The sequence below is a fragment of the Salinarimonas ramus genome (assembly GCF_014645695.1).
Classification (GTDB): Bacteria; Pseudomonadota; Alphaproteobacteria; order Rhizobiales; family Beijerinckiaceae; genus Salinarimonas; species Salinarimonas ramus.
This window is the reverse complement of the sequence record NZ_BMMF01000002.1, coordinates 413560-434352: the sequence shown is the minus strand read 5'-3', so window position 1 is coordinate 434352 and position 20793 is coordinate 413560. Positions and strand designations below refer to the sequence as shown.

17 protein-coding genes and 1 pseudogene are annotated in these 20793 nt (G+C 70.4%); 6 read left to right on the top strand and 12 right to left on the bottom strand.

Annotated elements, in window-relative coordinates; translation table 11 throughout:
- Positions 1-279: 279 nt before the first annotated feature.
- The 6 genes from IEX89_RS04445 to IEX89_RS04420 all read right to left on the bottom strand — a co-directional run bounded on the left by IEX89_RS04445 (position 280) and on the right by IEX89_RS04420 (position 7347).
- Positions 280-1170, bottom strand: a complete 891-nt coding sequence (locus tag IEX89_RS04445; RefSeq protein WP_188909980.1) for a LysR family transcriptional regulator — start codon at positions 1168-1170, stop codon at positions 280-282.
- Between the two features lie 167 nt (positions 1171-1337).
- Positions 1338-2081 carry a TetR family transcriptional regulator gene (locus tag IEX89_RS04440; RefSeq protein ID WP_188909978.1) on the bottom strand — a complete coding sequence of 248 codons (744 nt, stop codon included), beginning with the start codon at positions 2079-2081 and terminating at the stop codon, positions 1338-1340.
- Between the two features lie 92 nt (positions 2082-2173).
- Positions 2174-2467 carry a DUF167 domain-containing protein gene (locus IEX89_RS04435; protein WP_188909976.1) on the bottom strand — a complete coding sequence of 98 codons (294 nt, stop codon included), beginning with the start codon at positions 2465-2467 and terminating at the stop codon, positions 2174-2176.
- A gap of 1 nt (position 2468) precedes the next feature.
- A complete protein-coding gene (locus IEX89_RS04430; protein WP_244645082.1) occupies positions 2469-3077 on the bottom strand; it encodes a GNAT family N-acetyltransferase in 609 nt (202 codons plus the stop codon).
- A 35-nt stretch (positions 3078-3112) separates the two neighbouring features.
- Positions 3113-6373, bottom strand: a complete 3261-nt coding sequence (locus tag IEX89_RS04425) for an efflux RND transporter permease subunit (protein ID WP_188909974.1) — start codon at positions 6371-6373, stop codon at positions 3113-3115.
- Positions 6370-7347 carry an efflux RND transporter periplasmic adaptor subunit gene (locus IEX89_RS04420; RefSeq protein WP_188909972.1) on the bottom strand — a complete coding sequence of 326 codons (978 nt, stop codon included), beginning with the start codon at positions 7345-7347 and terminating at the stop codon, positions 6370-6372. Before IEX89_RS04420 ends, IEX89_RS04425 begins: the two co-directional genes overlap by 4 nt.
- 560 nt (positions 7348-7907) lie before the next feature.
- Between IEX89_RS04420 and IEX89_RS04415 the strand changes: the two genes are divergently transcribed.
- The 3 genes from IEX89_RS04415 to pncB all read left to right on the top strand — a co-directional run bounded on the left by IEX89_RS04415 (position 7908) and on the right by pncB (position 10816).
- Positions 7908-8798: a formate dehydrogenase accessory sulfurtransferase FdhD gene (locus IEX89_RS04415; RefSeq protein WP_188909969.1), complete on the top strand. Its 891-nt coding sequence runs from the start codon at positions 7908-7910 to the stop codon at positions 8796-8798.
- Positions 8791-9423, top strand: coding sequence for a molybdenum cofactor guanylyltransferase MobA (mobA, locus tag IEX89_RS04410; protein WP_188909967.1), 633 nt, complete (start codon positions 8791-8793; stop codon positions 9421-9423). Before IEX89_RS04415 ends, mobA begins: the two co-directional genes overlap by 8 nt.
- A 97-nt stretch (positions 9424-9520) precedes the next feature.
- A complete protein-coding gene (gene pncB, locus IEX89_RS04405; protein ID WP_188909965.1) occupies positions 9521-10816 on the top strand; it encodes a nicotinate phosphoribosyltransferase in 1296 nt (431 codons plus the stop codon).
- 17 nt (positions 10817-10833) lie between these two features.
- Here the strand turns inward: pncB and IEX89_RS04400 are convergent, their stop codons facing one another.
- Positions 10834-11307, bottom strand: coding sequence for a hypothetical protein (locus IEX89_RS04400; RefSeq protein ID WP_188909963.1), 474 nt, complete (start codon positions 11305-11307; stop codon positions 10834-10836).
- A gap of 196 nt (positions 11308-11503) precedes the next feature.
- On the opposite strand from IEX89_RS04400, the pseudogene IEX89_RS24680 reads away from it, so the two are divergent.
- A pseudogene (locus IEX89_RS24680) lies at positions 11504-12223 on the top strand (CDP-alcohol phosphatidyltransferase family protein); the annotation flags it as partial.
- Between the two features lie 58 nt (positions 12224-12281).
- Here the strand turns inward: IEX89_RS24680 and IEX89_RS04390 are convergent.
- Positions 12282-13271, bottom strand: a complete 990-nt coding sequence (locus IEX89_RS04390; protein WP_188909961.1) for a lysylphosphatidylglycerol synthase transmembrane domain-containing protein — start codon at positions 13269-13271, stop codon at positions 12282-12284.
- A 91-nt stretch (positions 13272-13362) separates the two neighbouring features.
- On the opposite strand from IEX89_RS04390, the gene IEX89_RS04385 reads away from it, so the two are divergent.
- On the top strand, positions 13363-14685 hold the full coding sequence (locus IEX89_RS04385) for an aspartate aminotransferase family protein (RefSeq protein WP_188909959.1): 1323 nt from the start codon (positions 13363-13365) through the stop codon (positions 14683-14685).
- Between the two features lie 17 nt (positions 14686-14702).
- On the opposite strand, the gene IEX89_RS04380 is transcribed toward IEX89_RS04385, so the two are convergent.
- The 4 genes from IEX89_RS04380 to IEX89_RS04365 all read right to left on the bottom strand — a co-directional run bounded on the left by IEX89_RS04380 (position 14703) and on the right by IEX89_RS04365 (position 19362).
- Positions 14703-15314 (bottom strand): class I SAM-dependent methyltransferase, encoded by a 612-nt coding sequence (locus tag IEX89_RS04380; RefSeq protein ID WP_188909957.1) that lies wholly within the window; start codon positions 15312-15314, stop codon positions 14703-14705.
- Positions 15315-15384: 70 nt separating this feature from the next.
- Positions 15385-16533: a molecular chaperone DnaJ gene (dnaJ, locus tag IEX89_RS04375; RefSeq protein WP_188909955.1), complete on the bottom strand. Its 1149-nt coding sequence runs from the start codon at positions 16531-16533 to the stop codon at positions 15385-15387.
- A 187-nt stretch (positions 16534-16720) separates the two neighbouring features.
- Positions 16721-18640: a molecular chaperone DnaK gene (gene dnaK, locus IEX89_RS04370; RefSeq protein ID WP_188909953.1), complete on the bottom strand. Its 1920-nt coding sequence runs from the start codon at positions 18638-18640 to the stop codon at positions 16721-16723.
- A 233-nt stretch (positions 18641-18873) separates the two neighbouring features.
- Positions 18874-19362 (bottom strand): DUF3800 domain-containing protein, encoded by a 489-nt coding sequence (locus IEX89_RS04365; RefSeq protein ID WP_280513906.1) that lies wholly within the window; start codon positions 19360-19362, stop codon positions 18874-18876.
- 459 nt (positions 19363-19821) lie between these two features.
- Between IEX89_RS04365 and IEX89_RS04360 the strand changes: the two genes are divergently transcribed.
- Positions 19822-20772, top strand: coding sequence for a hypothetical protein (locus tag IEX89_RS04360; protein WP_188909945.1), 951 nt, complete (start codon positions 19822-19824; stop codon positions 20770-20772).
- Positions 20773-20793: the final 21 nt, after the last annotated feature.

Below are 20793 nucleotides of genomic sequence, written 5' to 3'. Positions count from 1 at the left end.
GAAGCGGCCTTTCAAGGTTGTCGAGCTTCGACTGGGAGTGTCGAAACCCTCCAGAGGGGAACGGCCGAAATGGAACGCCGCCGGGAGGACTAGCGGCTCCATCGCCTTCAGCCACTGCCGATATGGAGGGCACGCTGCCTTTTTGCAATGCACACCGACGAGACGCACCCTTGCGTCCGTTGCATACCTCGCGGGGCCAAGCCGCCCTAGCCGACCGTATCGTGCAACTCTCTTTGCTCAGAGTTGCAGTTCCGCGCGTCATGCTCGTTATGAGGCGACTCAGTAAGCCCAGCGTTGCGCCTTCGAGACCAGGAAGTCCCGGAACACCTGCACCCGCGCCACCTGGCGCATCTCCTCCGCGTAGACGAGGTACGAATCGAGGGAGGGCATCTCGACGTCCCGCAGGATCTGCTCGAGGCCGTTGTCCTGGTCCGCGACGTAGTCCGGCAGCACGGCGATGCCGGCGCCGCTCTCCACCGCAGTCTTGAGCCCCGAGATGTTGTTGATCACGCAATGGTAGGGGCGCGGATTGCGCACGTCCCGCCCCGCCGTCGAGAGCCAGTGCACCGCCAGCAGGTAGGAGGGCTGGTCGCCGCCGAAGGCGAGGAGCCGGTGGTTGTCGAGATCCGCCAGCGTCTTGGGCTCGCCGAACTGCTTGATGTAGCCCGTCGAGGCGTAGATGTGGAAGTGCACCGTGAAGAGCCGGCGCTGGATCAGGTCCGGCTGCGTCGGCTGGCGCAGGCGGATCGCGACGTCCGCCTCGCGCATGGCGAGGTCTAGCTCCTCGTTGGAGAGGATGAGCTCCACGCGGATCTCGGGATAGAGGTCGAAGAATTCGGGCAGGCGCTGGGTGAGCCACAGCGAGCCGAGGCCCACCGTCGTCGTCACCTTCAGGTCGCCCGAGGGGCGCTCGGCCGTCTCGGTGAGGCGCGCGCGGGTGGTCTCGAGGCGCATCTTCATGTCGCGCGCGGCGCGAAACAGGAGATCGCCCTGCTCGGTCAGCAGCAGGCCGCGCGCGTGGCGGTGGAAGAGCGGCGCGCGCAGGTCGCGCTCGAGCGCGCTGATCTGCCGGCTCACCGCCGACTGGCTCAGCCCGAGATCCTCGCCGGCGCGGGTGAACGAGCCCGCCTCCGCGACGGTGAAGAAGATCCTGATCTTGTCCCAATCCAACGCCACGCCCTCCAGCGGCCGTCGCCGGGGATCGGCTCGGGGAACACGGCTGCCTGCTTTGGCGCCATTGTCCCGATTCCGCAGCCCTGCCGCAAGGGGAGACCTGCGCCGGACGCATGGGAAGGGGGACGAAGGCGTGAATAATCCTGCCGCGCCCCTCGCCAGGCTCAAATCGCCGCCGCCGGATCCTCCATCTCGCCCGCTGCGCCCGCGGGCGGCGCCTCGTCGTCCGTGCCGCGGCGGCGGCGGCCGCGCAGGCCGTCTCGGCGCAGGCGACGGCCGCCGTCGAGGAGGGCGTCGGCGAGGGCTCGGACGGGAGCGAGCATGCGCTCGGCGTCGCCCACGCGCTCCATCGTGCGCTCGCCGCGCTTCAGCTCGCGGTCGAGGCGCGCCATGGTGCGGGCGAGCTCGGGGCTGTCGTCGTCGTACCAGGTCTCCATGACGTTGGCGAAGACGAGCACGGCGCCCTGGATGCGCACGGGCCCGAGCGAATCCTCGGTAGGAATGCCCGCCGCCGCCAGCATGAAGCGCTGGGAATTCAATGCCACGCGGTTGAGCGCGGCCAGCGTCATCGGGTCCCGCCTCACCGCGAAATTGATGCGCTTGAGCGCCGTCTTGTAGGGCGCGAGCGCATCGATGCGGCGCATGTAGACGTCGAAGAGCCGCTCGCGGGCGGGCTCGTCGGCGAGCTCCTCGGTGGTGCCGTCGAGCACCTCCATGTCGATCTTGCGAGCGAAGGCCGCGAGCACGGCGCCCTTCGAGGGAAAGGCGGCGCGGAAGGCGGCCAGCGTGATGCCGGCCTTCTCGACGATGTCGCCGAGCTCGATGTCGTCCCACGGCCGCTCGGCGGCGAGCGCCATCAGCGCCTCGACGATGGCGTCGCGGTCCGGCTTGGTGGCGGCGTCGGTCATGCGTTCCTCCTCGGGCTCCAGCGCCAAGATAACGCACGAGATGCGACGGGGAAGCGTCGCGACGCCGCATAAAATCCGAAAGCGATCGGGAATCAGCGGCGGTGCGCGACGCGGATCGTCTTCGTGCGCGCCGTCTCGCCGCGTACGATCGCGAGCGCCGAGCGCGGCAGGCCGAGCGCCTCGGCGAGGAGCGCGATGACGGCGGCGTTGGCCTTGCCGTCCTCCGGCGCGGCGGTGACGGCGACGCGCAGCACGAGCGCGCCGGTCTCGTCGCGCTCCGGCGCGATGCGCTCGGCGGAGGCCTTTGGCGTCACGCGCACGAGGAGGGTCTCGCCCACCTCGTCCGCCCAGGGCGCGCGCGTCTTCGCCGTCTTCTTTCGCGCCATCTCAGCCTTCCGGACGGCGCAGGCGGTAGAGCACGTGCAGGCGCGCGACGCGTCCCGGCCGTCGCGCCGGCATGAGGAAGTCACCCGCCGGGTCGCGGGCGAGACCGATCTTGCGCATCACGGCGATGGAGCGGACGTTCTCGGGCACCGTGAAGCTGACGATCTCGGGCAGGCGCAGGCGCTCGAAGGCGAAGGCGAGGGCCGCGCGCGCCGCCTCGGTGGCGTAGCCGACGCCCCAATGATCCGCGGCGAGCCGCCAGCCGATCTCCATGGCGGGTGCGAAGGGGAGATCGTCGGGCGCGGGCGCGAGCCCCGCGAAGCCGATGAAGGGCGCGCCACCCTTCACCTCCACCGCCCACAGCCCGTAGCCGCGTCTGGCATAGGCGGCTCGAAAGCGCCCCGCCGCCGCGTCGCTGTCGAGGCGATCGAGCACGCTCGGGAAGTGCTCCATCACGCGCGCATCGGCGTTGAGCGCGGCGAAGGGCGCGAGGTCGGCGTCGCGCCAGGGCCGCAGGAGGAGCCGCTCGGTCTCGAGCCTCGCCGGGCGCACCATCGGCCAACGGTCCGGCGAGGGGTCGACCGGGGTGGGAGTGGGGGAGGGCGGTCGCATCGATCGTCTCCTCCCCGCTCCCCGCCGGCCGCCGTTCACCCCCGCACCGCGGTGGTCGTCGGCCCGCTCTCGCCCCTGATGGCCACGTAGATCGCCGGGATGACCAGAACCGTCAACAGCGTGGACGAGATCAGCCCGAAGAGCAGCGAGATGGCGAGCCCCTGGAAGATCGGGTCGAACAGGATCACCGCCGCCCCGATCATCGCGGCGAGCGCGGTGAGCAGGATCGGCTTGAAGCGAACCGCCCCCGCCTCGACGAGCACGTCGACCAGCGTCCGCCCGGCGGGGTCCGCGTGGCGGATGAAGTCGATGAGCAGGATCGAGTTTCGCACGATGATCCCCGCGAGCGCGATGAAGCCGATCATCGAGGTGGCCGAGAACGGCGCCCCGAACAGCCAATGCCCGAAGACGATGCCGATCAGCGTCAGCGGCACCGGCGTCAGAACGACGAGCGGCGCCTTGAACGAGCCGAACTGTGCGACGACGAGGATGTAGATCGCGAGCAGCGCCACGGCGAAGGCCGCGCCCATGTCGCGGAACGTGACGTAGGTCACCTCCCATTCCCCGTCCCAGAGCAGGACCGGCGTCGCGTCGTCGAGGGGCTGGCCGGCATAGCGGATCTCCGGGCGCGGCAGGTCCCCCCAATCCATGGCGGCGAGGCGCTCCTCGACCGCGAGCATGCCGTAGAGCGGGGCCTCGAAGGCGCCTGCGAGCTCCGCCGTCACCATCTCCGCCGGACGTCCGTTGCGCCGGAAGATCGGGTAGGAGGCGCGCTCCGTCACCACCTCGACGACGTCGCCGAGCTCCACCACGCCCCGGTCGCCCGGGAGCAGGTTCGTCGGGATCGGCGTCGTCAGCGCCGCCTCGTCGACGACGCGCTCGGCCCGCGGACGCGCGAGCGTGATCGGGATCGGCGCGCGCCCTTCTCCGCGATGCGAGTAGCCCATGGTCCGCATGCCGTAGAGCGCGCCGATCGTGTCGAACACGTCGCGCTGCTCGACGCCGTGGAACTCGAGCGCATCGTCGACGAGGGCGAGGCGCAGGCGCTCGGCGGGCGTGCCGAAGGAATCGTCGACATCGACGACGAACGGCACCGCCTCGAAGGCCTCGCGCACCCGCGCCGCCACGGCGCGGCGGATCTCGGCGTCCGGGCCGTAGATCTCCGCGAGCAGCGTCGCGAGGACCGGCGGGCCGGGCGGAGGCTCGACGACCTTCACCGCCGTGCCCGCGGGCACCGCCACGTCGGCCAGGCGCTCGCGCATGTCGAGGGCGATGGCGTGGCTCGCGCGGGCGCGTTCGTCCTTGGCCGCGAGGCCGACCTGGATCTCGCCGAGCTGCGGCTCCGCGCGAACGTAGGTGTGGCGCACGAGCCCGTTGAAGTCGAAGGGCGCGGCCGTGCCGGCGAAGCTCCTGAGGCCGACGATCTCCTCCATGCCGGCGAGGGCGCGGGCGAGGTCGCCGAGGACGCGGTTCGTCTCCTCGACGCTCGCGCCTTCGGGCAGGTCGACGACGACGGAGAGCTCCGGCTTGTCGTCGAAGGGCAGGAGCTTGACCGTCACGTCGCGGGTCGCGAAGGGCACGAGCGAGACGAGCGTCGCGACGCCCACCAGAGCCAGGAAGGCGATGGCGCGGGCCCGGCTCGCGAGGAGCGGGCGCGCGACGGCGGCATAGGCGCGCCCGAGGAGCCCGCCGTGATGGGCGCCGTGCCCGCTCTCGCCGGCATGCTCGCTCCCGTGCTCGCTCCCGTGCGCGCGGCCGAGCTTCACCATCAGCCACGGCGTCACCATGACGGCGACGAAGAACGAGAAGATCATCGCAGCCGATGCCACTGCGGGAATCGGGCTCATGTAGGGGCCCATCAGCCCGGAGACGAAGAGCATCGGCAGGAGCGCGGCGACGACGGTGAGCGTCGCGACGATGGTGGGATTGCCCACCTCCGCCACCGCGTCGATCGCCGCCGCGACCTTGCCGCGGCCGTCGCGCATGCCCCAATGGCGGGCGATGTTCTCGATGACGACGATGGCGTCGTCGACGAGGATGCCGATGGAGAAGATCAGCGCGAACAGGCTCACGCGGTTGAGCGTGTAGCCCATCATGTTCGCGGCGAAGAGCGTGAGCAGGATCGTCACGGGGATGACGATGGCGACGACGAGCGCCTCGCGCACGCCGATGGCGAGGCCGACGAGCAGGATGATCGAGACCGTCGCGAGCGCCAGGTGGAAGAGGAGCTCGTTGGCCTTCTCGTTCGCCGTCTCGCCGTAATCCCGGGTGACGCGCACCGCGATCCCGTCGGGAACCAGCGAGCCTTCCAGCGCCTCCACGCGGGCGATCACGGCGTGCGCGATCTCCACCGCGTTGGCGCCGGGGCGCTTGGCGACGGCGAGCGAGACCGCCGGCGCCGCCGTGAGGCCGCCTTCCTCCGAGCGCGACCAGTCGAGGACGTAGGTCTCGCTCGTGTCGAAGGCGAAGGCGACGTCCGCCACGTCGCGGACGTAGACCGGCCGGCCGTCGCGGGTGGTGACGAGGAGGTTGCCGATCTCGGCGGGGCTCGACAGGGTCTCGCCGGCCGCGAGCGCGATCTGCCCGCCGTCGACGCGCACCCGGCCCACGGGGAAGGCGCGGTTGGCGCCCTCGATCTTGCCCGAAAGCTGCTGGAGCGTGACGCCCATCTGCGCGAGCCGCGCGGGATCGGGCGAAACGCGGATCTCCACAGGCTTCTCGCCGACGAGGTAGGTTAGGCCGACATCCTCGATCTTCGAGACCTCGACGCGCAGCTCCCGCGCGATCCGCGTGAGATCGGCGGCCGTGAAGCGGTCCGCCGCCTCGGGCTCGGGAGCGAGGGTGAGGACGACGATGGCCACGTCGTCGATGCCCCGCCCGACGATCAGCGGCTCGGGTATGCCCACGGGAATGCGGTCGAGATTGGCCCGCACCTTCTCGTGCACGCGCAGGATCGCGTCGTCGGAGGGCGTGCCGACCTCGAAACGGGCGGTGACCATGGCGCCGTCGTCGCGCGTCTGCGAATAGACGTGCTCCACGCCGTCGATCGACTTGACGATGGTCTCGAGCGGCTCGGTGACGAGCTCGACGGCGTCCTGCGCGCGCAGCCCCGCGGCCTGGAGGTGGATGTCCACCATGGGAACCGAGATCTGCGGCTCCTCCTCGCGCGGCAGCGTCACCAGCGCGACGAGGCCGAGCGCCAGGGAGGCGAGGAGCAGGAGCGGGGTGAGCGGCGAGGTCGCGAAGGCACGCGTCAGCGCGCCGGCGATCCCGAGCTTCTGGGGTGCGGTGCTCATTGCATCACCTCGTCGCCGGCACGCAGGCCGGACACGATCTCGACGGCGCCATCGGGCAGGCGCGCGCCGAGGAGAACGACGACCTCGCGGGGCCCGTCGGGGCCGGCGAGGGTGACGAAATCGAGACCGCCGCGGGTCTCCACGGCATCGACGGGGATTGCGATCGCTTCGCGGGTCGCGACGGGGACCTCGACGAGCGTGCGCCCGCCGACGAAGAAGCCGCCGATGTCCGCGATTTCGACGTCGGCCTGCACGCGCCCGTTCTCGATGAGCGGATAGACCTTGGCGATGACGCCCTCGTGCGTGCCCTCGCTCGTCGAGATGGCGACCGACGCGCCCTCCTCGAGCAGGTCGGCATGACGCTCGGGCAGTGAGAGCCGCAGGAAGAGGCCGCCGCCGGCGATGGTGACGACGGTCTCGCCGGGCATGACGACCGAGCCCGGCGTCGCGGGCGCGGAAACGACGCGGCCTGCGATCGGCGCGAGGATCGTGCCCTCGGTCGTCTGCTGATCGAGCACGGCGCGCTCGGCCTCGGCCGCCGCGATCTGGCCGTCGAGCACCTGGACCTGCGTGCGCAATTGGTCGACGCGCTGCTGGGTCGAGACGCCGCGGCTGACGAGCTCCTCGGCACGACCGAGCTCGGTGCGGGCATTGTCGCGCTCGGCCGCGAGCGAGCGCAGCCGCGCCTCGAGCGCGTCGCGCTGGAGCGCGATCTTCTCGTCGACGACGCGCCCGATCGCCTGGCCGCGCTCCACGAGATCGCCCTCCTCGACGTCCCGCGAGACGAGCGTGCCGCCGATGCGCGCCCGCGCCGGCGCTCGTTCGCGCGCCTCCACCGTGCCGTAGACGGCCTTCGTCTCGACGATCGTCGTGGGTGCGAGCGGCGCGGCGAGGGCGGGCACGGCGGAGACGAGGGCGACGAGCGCGCCTGCGACGACGGCAGCGCGGGGGAGGCGGCTTGGAACACGGAACATGGCGGAGCCTCGGATCTCATTTGAATTAGAGATCTCTAATATAATGGCTCCGACGCAGGTTCAAGGCGCGCCCGCATCCGGAGGATTGCGGGTGGCAGGCAGGCTTGTCATGCCCGCTCCGATCGGCGAGCAAGAGTATACCGGACGACTGAAGTTCAACCTTTGGAACGCCGGGATGCGGTCGGCGGAAGCCCAGGGCGGTCCATCGCCCCGTGCTCGGAGATAGGCTCCGAGCGCCTCGGGGGCGCGAGCCTCGCCCGACCGTACGGAGGATATCGCGATGTCGTGGCTGCTGCCGCGAATAAGCCTGTCCGTCACCTTGCAGGTGGTGCGGAAGGCGAGATGGACGCTCGCCTTCCGCTTGGCCATAGGCAAGTGACGAAACGAGGAGGGAGGGGAGACCCTCCCTCCTCACTCCGTCCTCAAGATAGCACGTCCGTCGCCTACTGCAATATCGCACCCGCCGCAACGGGCGGGTATGTGCACGCGCCTGTGCGATCCGCCCCCGCGACAGGCGCCGGCGGCTTCGCTAACGTGTGGCCATGAGCACGCCAATCAGCATGTCAGAAAATCCCTTCGTCATCGCGCCCGATCCCGGCGATCCGCGGCTCACCCGCCGCGTGACGGGCGTCGACGAGCGCGGCGCGCCGATCGAGACGTCGGTCCCCATGGAGCGGGCGCTGACGCTGTACCTGAATGCGCAGGAGATCGTCACCATGATGACGATCGGCGACCATCCGGAATACCTCGCGCTCGGCTACCTCCTGAACCAGAACATGCTCGGCCCGCGCGACGAGGTGACCGAGGTGGAGTACGACGAGGATCTCGAGGTCGTCGTCGTTCGTACCGCCCACGAGACGAATTTCGAGGACAAGCTCAAGCGCCGCACGCAAACCTCCGGCTGCGCCCAGGGCACGACGTTCGGCGACCTGATGGAGGCGATCGACGAGATCGCGCTGCCTCAGGTGGCGTTTCGCACCTCCTGGCTCTACCGCCTCACGCACGCGATCAACACGACGCCCTCGCTCTACCTGGAAGCGGGCGCGATCCACGGCTGCGTGCTGGCGCGGGAGGACCGTCCGCTCGTCTACATGGAGGACGTCGGGCGTCACAATGCCGTCGACAAGATCGCCGGCTGGATGTTCCGCGCCGGCGAGAGCGGGGCCGACAAGATCTTCTACACGACGGGCCGGCTCACCTCGGAGATGGTGATCAAGACCGTGCGGATGGGCATCCCGGTCCTCGTCTCGCGCTCCGGCTTCACGGCGTCGGGCGTCGATCTCGCGCGGCGGACCGGGCTCACGCTCATCGGGCGGGCGCGCGGCAAGCGCTTCATCGCGCTCTCGGGCGAGGAGCGCATCGTCTACGATCAGGAGCTCTCCTACGTGGAGGAGGAGAGCGCGCGGCATCGGCGCAAGGGTGCGAAGGACGAGGGTGGCGGCGATGAGTGAGGCATATCCGGCGACGCTGGGCATCATCCTCGCAGGCGGGCTCGCGCGGCGCATGGGCGGGGGCGACAAGCCGCTGCGCACCGTGGGCGGCCGCTCCATCCTCGCGCGCGTAATCGAGCGCCTCGCGCCGCAATGCGTGGGGCTCGTGCTGAACGCCAACGGCGATCCCGCCCGCTTCGCCGAGACGGGGCTCCCGGTCGTCGCCGACGACGTGCCTGGCTTCGCCGGCCCGCTCGCGGGGGTGCTCGCGGGGCTCGACTGGGCGGCGGCGAACCGGCCGGACGTGGAATGGGCGGTGACGCTCGCCGCCGACACGCCCTTCGCGCCGCGCGACCTCGTCTCGCGGCTCCACGCCGCGCGCGCCGCGGCGGGGGTGTCGCTGGCCTGCGCGGAGAGCGACGGGCGCACGCATCCGGTCAACGCGCTGTGGCCGGTCTCCCTGCGCGAGGCGTTGCGCCACGCGCTCGTCGTCGAGGACCTGCGCAAAATCGACCGGTTCACCGCCCGCCACGGCATCGCGCACGCCGCCTGGCCGAGCGTGCCCGTCGATCCGTTCTTCAACGCCAACGCGCCGGAGGACATCGACGAGGCCGAGCGCCTGGCGGCGGCGCACGCCGAGGCCTGACGCTGGGGCGGGGCATGCCCTTGGGGCGCGACCTTTCGTCCACGCCCCGCCTCGGCTAAGGTCCGTCTCCGCGCACCCGTCGGGAGCCTCTCCGCGCATGGTCGACATCGCCACCCGCGTCTACAATCACAACTGGAAGATCGACCCGATCGTCCGGTCCGTGCTGGACACCGACTTCTACAAGCTCCTGATGGCGCAGACGATCTTCCGTCGGCATCGGGACGTGCGCGTGACTTTCGGCATCCAGAACCGCACGACCTCGGTGCGCATCGCCGACCTCGTCGACGAGGGCGAGCTGCGCGAGCAGCTCGATCACGTGCGCTCGCTCTCGCTCACGCGCGGCGAATCCACCTGGCTGCGCGGCAACACGTTCTACGGCATGCGCCAGATGTTCTCGCCGGACTTCATCGCCTGGCTCGAGAGCTTCCGCTTCCCGGACTACCACCTCGAGAAGCACGACGGGCAATACGTGCTGACCTTCGAGGGGCCGTGGATCGAGACCACCATGTGGGAGATCCCCGCCCTCGCCATCCTCAACGAGCTGCGCTCGCGCGGGGTGACGCGCTCCATGGGCAAGTTCGAGCTCCAGGTGCTCTATGCGCGGGCGATGGCGCGGGTCTGGGAGAAGATCCAGGCGCTCAAGCAGCTGCCGAATCTCTCCATCGCCGATTTCGGGACGCGCCGGCGCCACGGCTACCTCTGGCAGGACTGGTGCGTGCAGGCGATGATGGAGGGGCTCGGCCCCTCCTTCTCCGGCACGTCGAACTGCCTCATCGCGCTGCGGCGCGAGGTGGAGGCCGTGGGCACGAACGCCCACGAGCTGCCGATGGTCTACACCGCGCTCGCGCGCCACGACGAGGCGGCGATGGCGCGCGCGCCCTACGAGGTGCTCGCCGACTGGATGCAGGATTACGGCGGCAACCTGCGCATCATCCTGCCCGACACCTACGGCACGACGCAGTTCCTCGCCAAGGCGCCGAGCTGGGTCGCCTCCTGGACGGGCATCCGCATCGACTCGAAGGAGCCGATCGAGGGCGGCGAGGAGGCGATTCGCTGGTGGGAGACCCGCGGCCAGAACCCGCGCGAGAAGCTCGCCATCTTCTCCGACGGGCTCGATGTCGAGCCGATCATCCGCATCCACCGGCGCTTCAACGGCCGCATGCGGCTGGGCTTCGGCTGGGGGACGCTGCTGACGAACGATTTCCGCGGCCTCGTCGCCGACGACGGGCTCGACCCGATCTCCATCGTCTGCAAGGTCGTCTCCGTCGACGGGCGCCCCGCGGTGAAGCTCTCCGACAACCCGACGAAGGCCATCGGCCCGGCGGACGAGGTCGAGCGCTATCGCCGGGTGTTCGACGTGGAGCGGCAGGTGGCGCAGCCCGTGCTCGTCTGAGCGACGGACGCGCGCGCTCAGCCTCGCGTCGGCGCGACGCTCGGCGGCTGCGCCGCGGCGAGCATGGCGTTGAGCCATTCCAGCTGCGCGGCGGCCCACTCGGCCTCGCCGCCTTGGCCGGACGAGATCACGCTGCCCGTCGCATTCGTCGCGCTTTCCGTCATCTGCGCGCTCATCGCGGCCTGCAGCGAGGCGATGAGCTGCTCCAGCTGCCGTACGCGTTCGTTGTCGGCGGCGTCGAGCGGCTCGTCCTCGCGGAGCGCCTGGAGCTCACCCGTGGTGACCTGCAAACGCGATCGCAGGACCGGATCCTGCACCGGCGCGCCGCCCTCCGCAGGTGCGCTCTGCGCCAGGAGCGGCATGAGGCTCGCGATTTCCGCGAGGATGCGCGACACCTCTGGCGACGGTACGGTCGGCGGCGCCGCGACGTAGGGCGTGTCGGTCGATGAAGGCGGACCGGCGAGACGCCCGATATGTTGGTCGACGGACACGGATGTTCTCCACTCGAGAAAAGTACTTAACGTAAGATTATGATCCATCCTCATCCAGTGATCAAGTTCGACGTTAGAATGCGTCGCGCGTGGATCGCACGTGACGCGCTCAGCTGCCGCAGATAAGCCGCGAAACCGTCGTGCTTCTCGGTGCGTAGACGTCTACTGATCGACGTCGAGCACGGAGTGTACGAGAATGGGCGTCCTGTCGGGGCGTTTCGCAGGGGAACCGGTCCGCATCCGCGGGGAGGGCGGCGGAGACCCGCTGCCGCGGACGCTCGCCGCGCTCGCGGGCGGGCTCGCCGTGCTGCTGGCGCTCGGCGTCGCGGCGGCGAGCCTCGCCGAGCCGACGGCGCTCGCCATCGGCACGGCGCTCGGCCTCTATGCCGTCGTCGCGATCGTCGTCGCCTGGCGCATACGTCCCTATCACCCGCACGGTCGCTTCGGCGCCGCCAACGGCGTCACGCTGGTGCGCGCGGCGATCAATTGCGCGCTTGCCGGCATGCTCATCGACGTCGATCGCGTCGCGGCGCCCGGCGCGCCGATCGGCCTCGTGGTGCTCGGCCTCGCTCTGGCGTCGCTGGCGCTCGACGGGTTCGACGGCTTCTTCGCGCGCCGCTTGAAGCTCGAATCGCGCTTCGGGGCACGTTTCGACGTGGAGGTCGACGGGCTCCTGCTGACGCTCCTCGCGGTCGCCGCCTGGCGGCTCGACAAGGCGGGGGCGTGGGTGCTCCTCATCGGCGCGACCTACTACGTCTTCCTCGCGGCGCGGCGCCTGCTGCCCTGGCTCGAGCGCCCGCTCGGCCCCTCGCTTCGCCGCAAGGCCGTGTGCGTCCTGCAGGGCGCGAGCCTGATCGCGCTGATGCTGCCGGTGATCGTCCCACCCTGGAGCCAGGTGATCGCGGGCGTGGCGCTTCTCGCGCTCGTGTGGTCCTTCGGCGTGGACGTGCGCGACCTGTGGCGGGCCAACCGCCTCAGCGGCGCCGACGAAGGCCCAGGAGGGCGAGGCCCGGCAGGCTCCCCACCAGGCTCGTCAGCCCGTACAGGATCGCGATCGCGAGGGCGTGGGACGCGTCGACGCCCGCCAGCGGGAGCAGAGCCGCCGCCGCGCCCTCGCGAACGCCCCAGCCACCGATCGAAACGGGGATGAGCATCGCCGCGAGCACGAGCGGCGCGAGCGCGATCCAGGCGATGGCCGGCAGGACGACGCCGAGCGCCATGCCCGCGAGGGCGAAGACCGCGATGTAGCTCGCCACGATCGTGGTCGACAGGAAGAGCTGCGGCGCCCAGATGCCGCGCTTCCAGAACACCCGCGCGACGTCCGGCCCGAGATCCGCCAGCGCCGCGCGAAGGCCCTTCGGCCCGATGCGGCTCGCCGCCGCGACCGCGAGCGCGGCGAGCGCGACCACCGCGACGGGGATCGCGATGATGGTGCCGAGGCCGTCCGGCGCCGCGCGGGCCAGAGCCACGGGCGTCAGCGCGAGCCCGATCGCCGCCACCGCGAAGAACACGACCTGCCCGGCGGCACGCTCGAGCACCACGGAGCGCACCACGGGGCGCCAGCGCGGCGCGCCGTCGGCGTCGTGATCGCGGTTGCGGATCGCGCGCACGGCATCGCCGGCGACGCCGCCTGGCAGCACCTGGTTCAGGAAGGTCGCGATGTAGTACTCGCGCACGGCGGTGCGCAACGTGATCGGCACCCCGAGCCGCTTGGCGGTGAGACGCCAGCGCACGCCCGAGAAGGCGATCTGCGCCTGGACGAGGAGGAGGCCGACAAGGAGCGGCCCCGCCTGCGCGCGCGAGAGCGCGGAGAGCGTCTCGCGCCCGTCTACGAGGCGGAAGAGCAGCGCCATCAGCAGGACGAGCACCGCGACGCGCAGCCACACGCGCACCCGCGCGTCGGCGAGGAGCCTGGCGAGGCGCCCCCGCGTGGCGACGCCGCCGGTCCCGTCGGCGGCGCTCACCTGCGCGCTTTCCCGCATTGAATGGTCTGTTTCATCATGATAGCGATCTGAAACACCTCGATCAGGAGCCGGCGACGCCGGATCGTCCCGCATGTCACACGTCCTCCACCGCACGCTCTCGCATACCTATCCCGTCGCCGTCGCCGGGGAAGGGATCCGCATCCGGGACGCGGCCGGCCGCACCTATATCGACGCGAGCGGCGGGGCGGCGGTGTCTTGCCTCGGCCACGGGCATTCCGAGGTCGGCGAGGCCATGAAACGCCAGATCGACGCGCTCTCCTACGCCCATACGAGCTTCTTCACCACCGACGTCGCGGAGGCGCTCGCCGATCACCTGATCGCGCACGCGCCGGCCGGCCTCTCCCACGCCTATTTCGTCTCCGGCGGCTCGGAGGCGGTGGAGGCGGCGCTGAAGATGGCGCGGCAGTACTTCGTCGAGATCGGCGAGCCGCAGCGGCGCCTGTTCGTCGCGCGGCGGCAATCCTATCACGGCAACACGCTGGGCGCGCTGGCGGTGGGCGGCAACGAATGGCGCCGCGCCCAGTTCGCGCCGCTCCTCGTGGAGGCGCACCACGTCTCGCCGACCTACGCCTATCGCGACCAGCGCGAGGACGAGACGCCGGAGGCCTACGGTGCGAGGCTCGCGGACGAGCTGGAGGAGACGCTCGCGAGGCTCGGCTCCGAGAACGTGATCGGCTTCCTCGCCGAGACGGTGGGCGGCGCCACGTCGGGCGCGCTGACGCCGCCGCCGGGCTATTTCGCACGGGTGCGCGAGATCTGCGATCGGCACGGCGTGCTCCTGATCCTCGACGAGGTGATGTGCGGCATGGGTCGCACGGGCACGCTCCACGCCTGCGAGCAGGAGGGGATCTCCCCGGACCTCATGACCATCGCCAAGGGCATGGGCGGCGGCTACGGCCCCATCGGCGCGACGCTCGTCTCCGATCGCATCGTGCGCGCCTTCCGCGAGGGCTCGGGCCTGTTCCAGCACGGCCACACCTATCTCGGGCATGCGGTCGCCTGCGCCGCGGCGCTCGCCGTGCAGACCATCGTGCAGCGCGACGGGCTCCTCGAGAACGTGCGGGCGATGGGGGAGGGGCTGCGCGAGGACCTCGCCGCGCGCTTCGGCTCGCACCCTCATGTCGGCGACATCCGCGGGCGCGGGCTGTTCCAGGCGATCGAGCTCGTCGCGGACCGTGCCACGAAGGAGCCCTTCGATCCGGCGCGCAAGCTCCACGCCCGCATCAAGCGCGAGGCGATGGCGCGGGGCCTGATGGTCTATCCGATGGGCGGGACGATCGACGGCCGGCGGGGCGATCACGTGCTGCTCGCGCCGCCCTACATCGTGACGCGGCAGGACGTGACGGAGATCGTCGACCGGCTCGGCGAGGCGGTCGATGCGGCGCTCGCCTGAGCGCCGCTCGCTAGACGTCACGCGGTCGGGCGGCGATAGACCCAGACGCGGGCCGGCGGCAGATTGAGCCAGATGCGCTGGGAGGGCGTCGCCGTGTACTCGCTGGGATGCTTGGGGATGGGCGGCACCACGGCATAGGTGAACTGGATGAAGGGCGAGCCCGCGCGCGAGAGGTCGTGCGCGGCGCGCAGGAGCGCGAGGCGCTGCTCCACCGGCTTCGTGAACAGCGGCAGCGAGGAGATCGTCGCGGCCGCGGGCTCCGCCAGGAGCTCGCTCACGGTGGTGCGGATGTCGTAGGCGTCCCCCTGCACGACCGTGGCGCGGGGAAAGCGGTGACGCAGGAGACGGCAGAAATCGGGATTGAACTCCACGAGGACGAGCCGTTCCTGCTCGATGCCGCGGCGCACCAGCGCCTCCGTCACGGGACCGGTGCCGGGCCCGAGCTCGATGACGGGGCCGGGCTCGCGCGGGTCGACGTAGGACGCCATCGTCCTGGCGAGGAGCTTGCCGGAGGGCGTCACCGCGCCGGTGACGAGCGGGCGCTCGATCCAGGAGCGCAGGAAGCGCGCTTCGTCGTCGAGATCGACCGGAACCTTCTTCTGCGGGTGCCGATGGGATTGAGGCAGCACGCGTGATTCCTTTCCTGGCGGCGGCCCGACGAAGCGGACAAGCCGTATAGAACAACGACACAGACGCCCGTCAAGCCCGGCCGGTTCCACCGAAGAAGTCCCGAACCCGGTTGAGGAACCCGTGGCTTTCCGGGTGCGTGTCGCGGGAGCACTCGGCCTCGAACTCCTGCAGGAGCTCCTTTTGTCTTTTCGTCAGGTTCTGTGGCGTCTCGATGACGACCTGGATGTACAGATCTCCCACGTCACGTGAACGGAGCACCGGCATGCCCTTGGAGCGCATGCGGAATTGCTTGCCGGTCTGGGTCCCGGCGGGGATGGAGACGCGTGCGTCCGAGCCGTCGATCGTCGGCACCGTCACCTCTCCGCCGAGCGCCGCCTTGACCATCGGGATGGGTACGCGGGCGAACAGATCGGCCCCGTCGCGCTGGAAGAACGAGTGCGGCGAAATGGAAAGAAAGATGTAGAGATCGCCGGCCGGGCCGCCGCGCAGGCCGGCCTCGCCCTCGCCGGCGAGGCGGATGCGCGTGCCGTCCTCGACGCCCTTGGGAATATTCACCGACAGCGTGCGCTCGCGGGTGACGCGGCCGGCGCCCTGGCAGATCTCGCAGGGATCGTCGATCACCTCGCCGCGGCCGAGGCAGGTGGGGCAGGTGCGCTCGATGGTGAAGAAGCCCTGCGTCGCGCGCACGCGGCCGTAGCCGTTGCAGGTGCCGCAGGTCTTGGGCTTCGATCCGGGCTTGGCGCCGCTGCCGCCGCAGGCTTCGCAGGCCAGCGCGGTGGGAATCTTCAGCTCCTCGGTCTTACCCTCGAACGCGTCCTCGAGGGTGATCTCGAGGTTGTAGCGCAGGTCCGCCCCGCGCTCGCGACCCGGCGTTCCGCCGCCGCGGCCGCCGCGGCGCGGGCCCGTTTCGCCGAAGAAATTCTCGAAGATGTCCGACATGAAGTCGGAGAAGTCCGGCCCGAAGCCGGGGCCTGCGCCCGGCCCGCCGCCGCCCTGGAAGGCGCCGTGGCCGAAGCGGTCGTAGGCGGCGCGCTTCTGCGGGTCGGAGAGGACCTGATAGGCCTCGTTGAGCTCCTTGAACTTGAGCTCGGCTTCGGCGTTGCCGGGATTCCTGTCCGGGTGCCACTGCATGGCGGCCTTGCGGAAGGCGCTCTTGAGGGCCTTCTCGTCCGCCGTCTTCTCAACGCCGAGGATCTCGTAATAGTCGCGCTTCGACATCTGGTGAGGTGCCTTCGATCGGGTCGCCTCGCCGGGTCGGCGAGCGGCCGGGGCTCGGACCCGGGCCTCGTATCATCCGTTGCGGGCGCGTGCGCCCGCCGGTGCGGGTGGAGCACGCGGACGCCGCGCCCGCCGATCCCCGGTCGGGGACCGATCGAACGCGGCGCCGCTCAGCCTCGCGCGATCGTCACGCGCGCTTCTTCTTGTCCTCGTCGTCGACTTCCTGGAAGTCGGCGTCGATCACGTCCTCGTCGGACTTCTGCTCGCCCTCGCCGCCTTCGGCGCCGGCCTCGCCCTGCTCGGCCTGGGCCTTGTACATGGCCTCGCCGAGCTTCATGGACGCCTGCATCAGGTCGTTGGTGCGCGACTTGATCGTCTCGAGCTCCTCGCCGCCGAGCGCCTCGCGCAGGGCGTCCAGCGCGGTCTGAACCGCCTGGCGATCGTCCTCGGAGACCTTGTCGCCGTAATCCTTGAGCGACTTCTCCGTGGAGTGGACGAGCGCCTCGCCCTGGTTCTTCGCCTCGACCAGCTCGCGGCGCTGCTTGTCCTCCGCCGCGTGCGCTTCGGCGTCCTTGACCATCTTCTCGATGTCGGCGTCGGACAGGCCGCCGGAGGCCTGGATGCGGATCGCCTGCTCCTTGCCGGTCGCCTTGTCCTTGGCCTGGACGTTGACGATGCCGTTGGCGTCGATGTCGAAGGTCACCTCGACCTGCGGCACGCCCCGGGGCGCGGGCGGGATGCCGACGAGATCGAACTGGCCGAGCAGCTTGTTGTCGGCCGCCATCTCGCGCTCGCCCTGGAAGACGCGGATCGTCACGGCGTTCTGGTTGTCCTCCGCCGTGGAGAAGACCTGGCTCTTCTTGGTCGGGATCGTGGTGTTGCGGTCGATGAGGCGCGTGAACACGCCGCCCAGCGTCTCGATGCCCAGCGAGAGCGGGGTCACGTCGAGCAGCAGCACGTCCTTCACGTCGCCCTGGAGCACGCCCGCCTGGACCGCGGCGCCGATGGCGACGACCTCGTCCGGGTTGACGCCCTTGTGGGGCTCCTTGCCGAAGAAGGACTTCACCGTCTCCTGCACCTTGGGCATGCGGGTCATGCCGCCCACGAGGACGACCTCGTCGATCTCGCCCGCCGACAGGCCCGCGTCCTTGAGCGCCTTGCGGCAGGGCTCGACGGTGCGCTGGATCAGGTCGTCGACCAGGCTCTCGAACTTGGCGCGCGAGAGCTTGAGCGCGAGGTGCTTGGGGCCCGACGCGTCCGCGGTGATGTAGGGCAGGTTGATCTCGGTCTGCGTCGTGGACGAGAGCTCGATCTTCGCCTTCTCGGCGGCCTCCTTGAGGCGCTGGAGCGCGAGCTTGTCCTTCGTCAGGTCGATGCCCTGCTCCTTCTTGAACTCCGCCGCGAGGTACTCGACCACGCGCATGTCGAAGTCCTCGCCGCCGAGGAAGGTGTCGCCGTTCGTCGACTTCACCTCGAAGACGCCGTCGCCGATCTCGAGAATCGAGATGTCGAACGTGCCGCCGCCGAGGTCGTAGACCGCGATCGTGCCGGTCTGCTTCTTGTCGAGGCCGTAGGCGAGCGCCGCCGCGGTGGGCTCGTTGATGATGCGCAGCACCTCGAGGCCGGCGATCTTGCCGGCGTCCTTGGTCGCCTGGCGCTGGGCGTCGTTGAAGTAGGCGGGGACGGTGATCACGGCCTGCGTGACCGGCTGCCCGAGATGGCTCTCCGCCGTCTCCTTCATCTTCTGAAGGGTGAAGGCGGAGATCTGCGAGGGCGAATACTGCTTGCCGTCCGACTCGACCCACGCGTCGCCGTTGCCGCCGCGCACGATCTTGTAGGGGACGAGCGCCTGGTCCTTCTTCGTCGTGGGATCGTCGAAGGTGCGCCCGATGAGGCGCTTGATCGCGAAGAAGGTGCGCTCCGGATTGGTGACGGCCTGGCGCTTGGCCGGCTGGCCGACGAGGCGCTCGCCCTCGTCGGTGAAGGCGACGATGGACGGCGTCGTGCGCGCGCCCTCGGCGTTCTCGATGACCCGAGGGCTCGAGCCCTCCATCACCGCGACGCAGGAATTCGTCGTGCCCAGATCGATACCGATGACTTTACCCATGGCGGGATCCCTCACTTCAAAGCAGACCGCCGAGCCCCGTAGCGACTCGGCCCATGGCTGACTTCACACGTTCCATTTCGGCTGGAGCCGGCCGTGTCGCGCGTGGTGCACGCGCCGCGCTCCGGCCCCGTTCGGGTCGCGGCTGATATAGGCTCGCCCAAATCACGCCGCAAGGCGGGACATGGGCGGGAGGGCGCGGCCGTTCAAGGGTGGAGCGGTGCTGGAATCGCGGTTCATGTGCGCCGCTGCCGGCAGGTGAAGCAATGGCACTCCTCACCGCTCGGCGTGTAGTGGACGAGCCCGTGAAGCACGCCGCCCTCGGCATCGAAACGGTGGGCGACGAGATCGAAGAGAGACGAATCTCCTTTGTCGTAGTACCTCCGCAGCGCATACGCGATCATGTCGGCGTACTGTATCATCCGGGTCGCCTGCGAGTTCACGAAGAGCGGAACGTCACAGAGGTTCCGCAGCTGCCCCCATCGATGACCCATGAGTCGGAAATCGCGTGCCAGCGCCTGGAGAGATGTCTCGTACGAGGTCTCGTCCAGGATGATCATGCCTCGCTGCGTGTCTCCCGCGCGGTGCATGCGTCCGAGCAGCCGATCGAATCGGTTGCAGAGCTGCTCGAAGGCGAGCTCCATCGGATCTTCCGGAGACACGGCTCTCTTGTGGATGACCGCGCCGAAGAGCCTGACGCGACCTGATCGGCCGAGCACTTGCATCGCGCGAGTATAAGCTGCGATCCGCTCTTCACGAGGAATTCCGCGCCAATGCCGACGTCCGGCGTAGATGTCGGCGCCTCTGAACTCCAGGCTCCACGGTGCATCTGGCCAGATCTCGGCCGCGAGGCTGTCCAGCTCCTGGGAAAACCAGTGCGGCTGTCACTCGAAGACAGCGAGCCCGGCCAAGACAATGTGAGGATCGTCCGGGTTCTTCACCGAACCGGAATCGTCCAGGTAGAGGAGATGCATCGTCGGCAAACAGGATTCGGGCATGAAAAGGCGGCCGGGCGGAGCAGCTCTCCGACGGTCTGCAAAGGCAGACCTCCCAACCGCGTGGAGATCGTAGGATCTTCCATCGCTCAACGCAAGACCCGCTTCGTCGTCTTCGCCCCCACGATGGACTCCGGAGCGCGGCTCGCCTAGGGTCGAGCGGTCGCGAACGGTTCCGGAACCTCGTACTTGTCCCGCACAGCCCTCTGCGCCCTCGCGTTCTCGCTGCCGCTCCTCGTATCCGCGCTCCCGGGCGCGGCGTCGGCGCAGCCGCTGCAATTGCCCGGCGCGCAGTTCTCGCAGCCGCCCGCGGGCGCGCCGCAGCCCGCGCCGATCGCGCCGAGCCCGAGCGTCCCCGCACCCGTCGCGCCGACGTCTCCCGTCGCTCCCGCGGCGCCGATCCCGCCGAACGCTCCGGCCGCCGAGCGGGCCGCGCTGCCTCCGCCGGCCGACATCACCCAGCTGACGCTCCACCGCGACGCGCGCACGGGCGCGCTCGACATCGCCCGCGGCCCGCAGGGCGGCCTCGTCGCGACGCTGACGCTCGAAGGGCAGGGGATCGCGAACCCGCAGGAGGCCTGCGCCGTCACCATCGCGGACGGGGAGGCGGGCGTCGCCCTGCAGCCGGTGACGCCGCTCGGGCGCTATGCGCGCTACCGCCTCGCGGCGCCGGCCTGCCCGGTCGTCGTCACGCTCTTCGCCGATGCGGCGCTCCTGTGGACCGAGGGCCTGTGCACCTTCGAGGCGGCGGATTGCCGGGTCGATGCGAGCGGCATGTGGGGCCCGCAGCCCGAGGCGCTGCCCACCGATCCCGCGCGCCTGGAGCGCGATCTCGCGGAGGCCGACGAAGCCGTGCGCGCCGCCTTCCGCACGCTCTCCGAGCGCAGCGAGGGGGATGCGCTTCGCGCCGTCCTCGCCGAGCAGGCGGGCTTCTCGGCGGAGCGGGTGACGACCTGCGCGCGCTACGCCGGCGAGGATCGCCAGGGCCTGTGCGCGGCCCGCTGGACGCAGGCCCGCGCCGCCGCGCTTCAGGAGCGCCTCGGCGCCACCTCCGCGCCCGCCCTGCGCCCGGCCGCGAGCGCGCCGGCGGCGGCCACGCCCGGGCCGGCGCCGCTGTCGATCCTGCCGAACGACAATTGATCTCGCCGAGCCGGCGCCGGT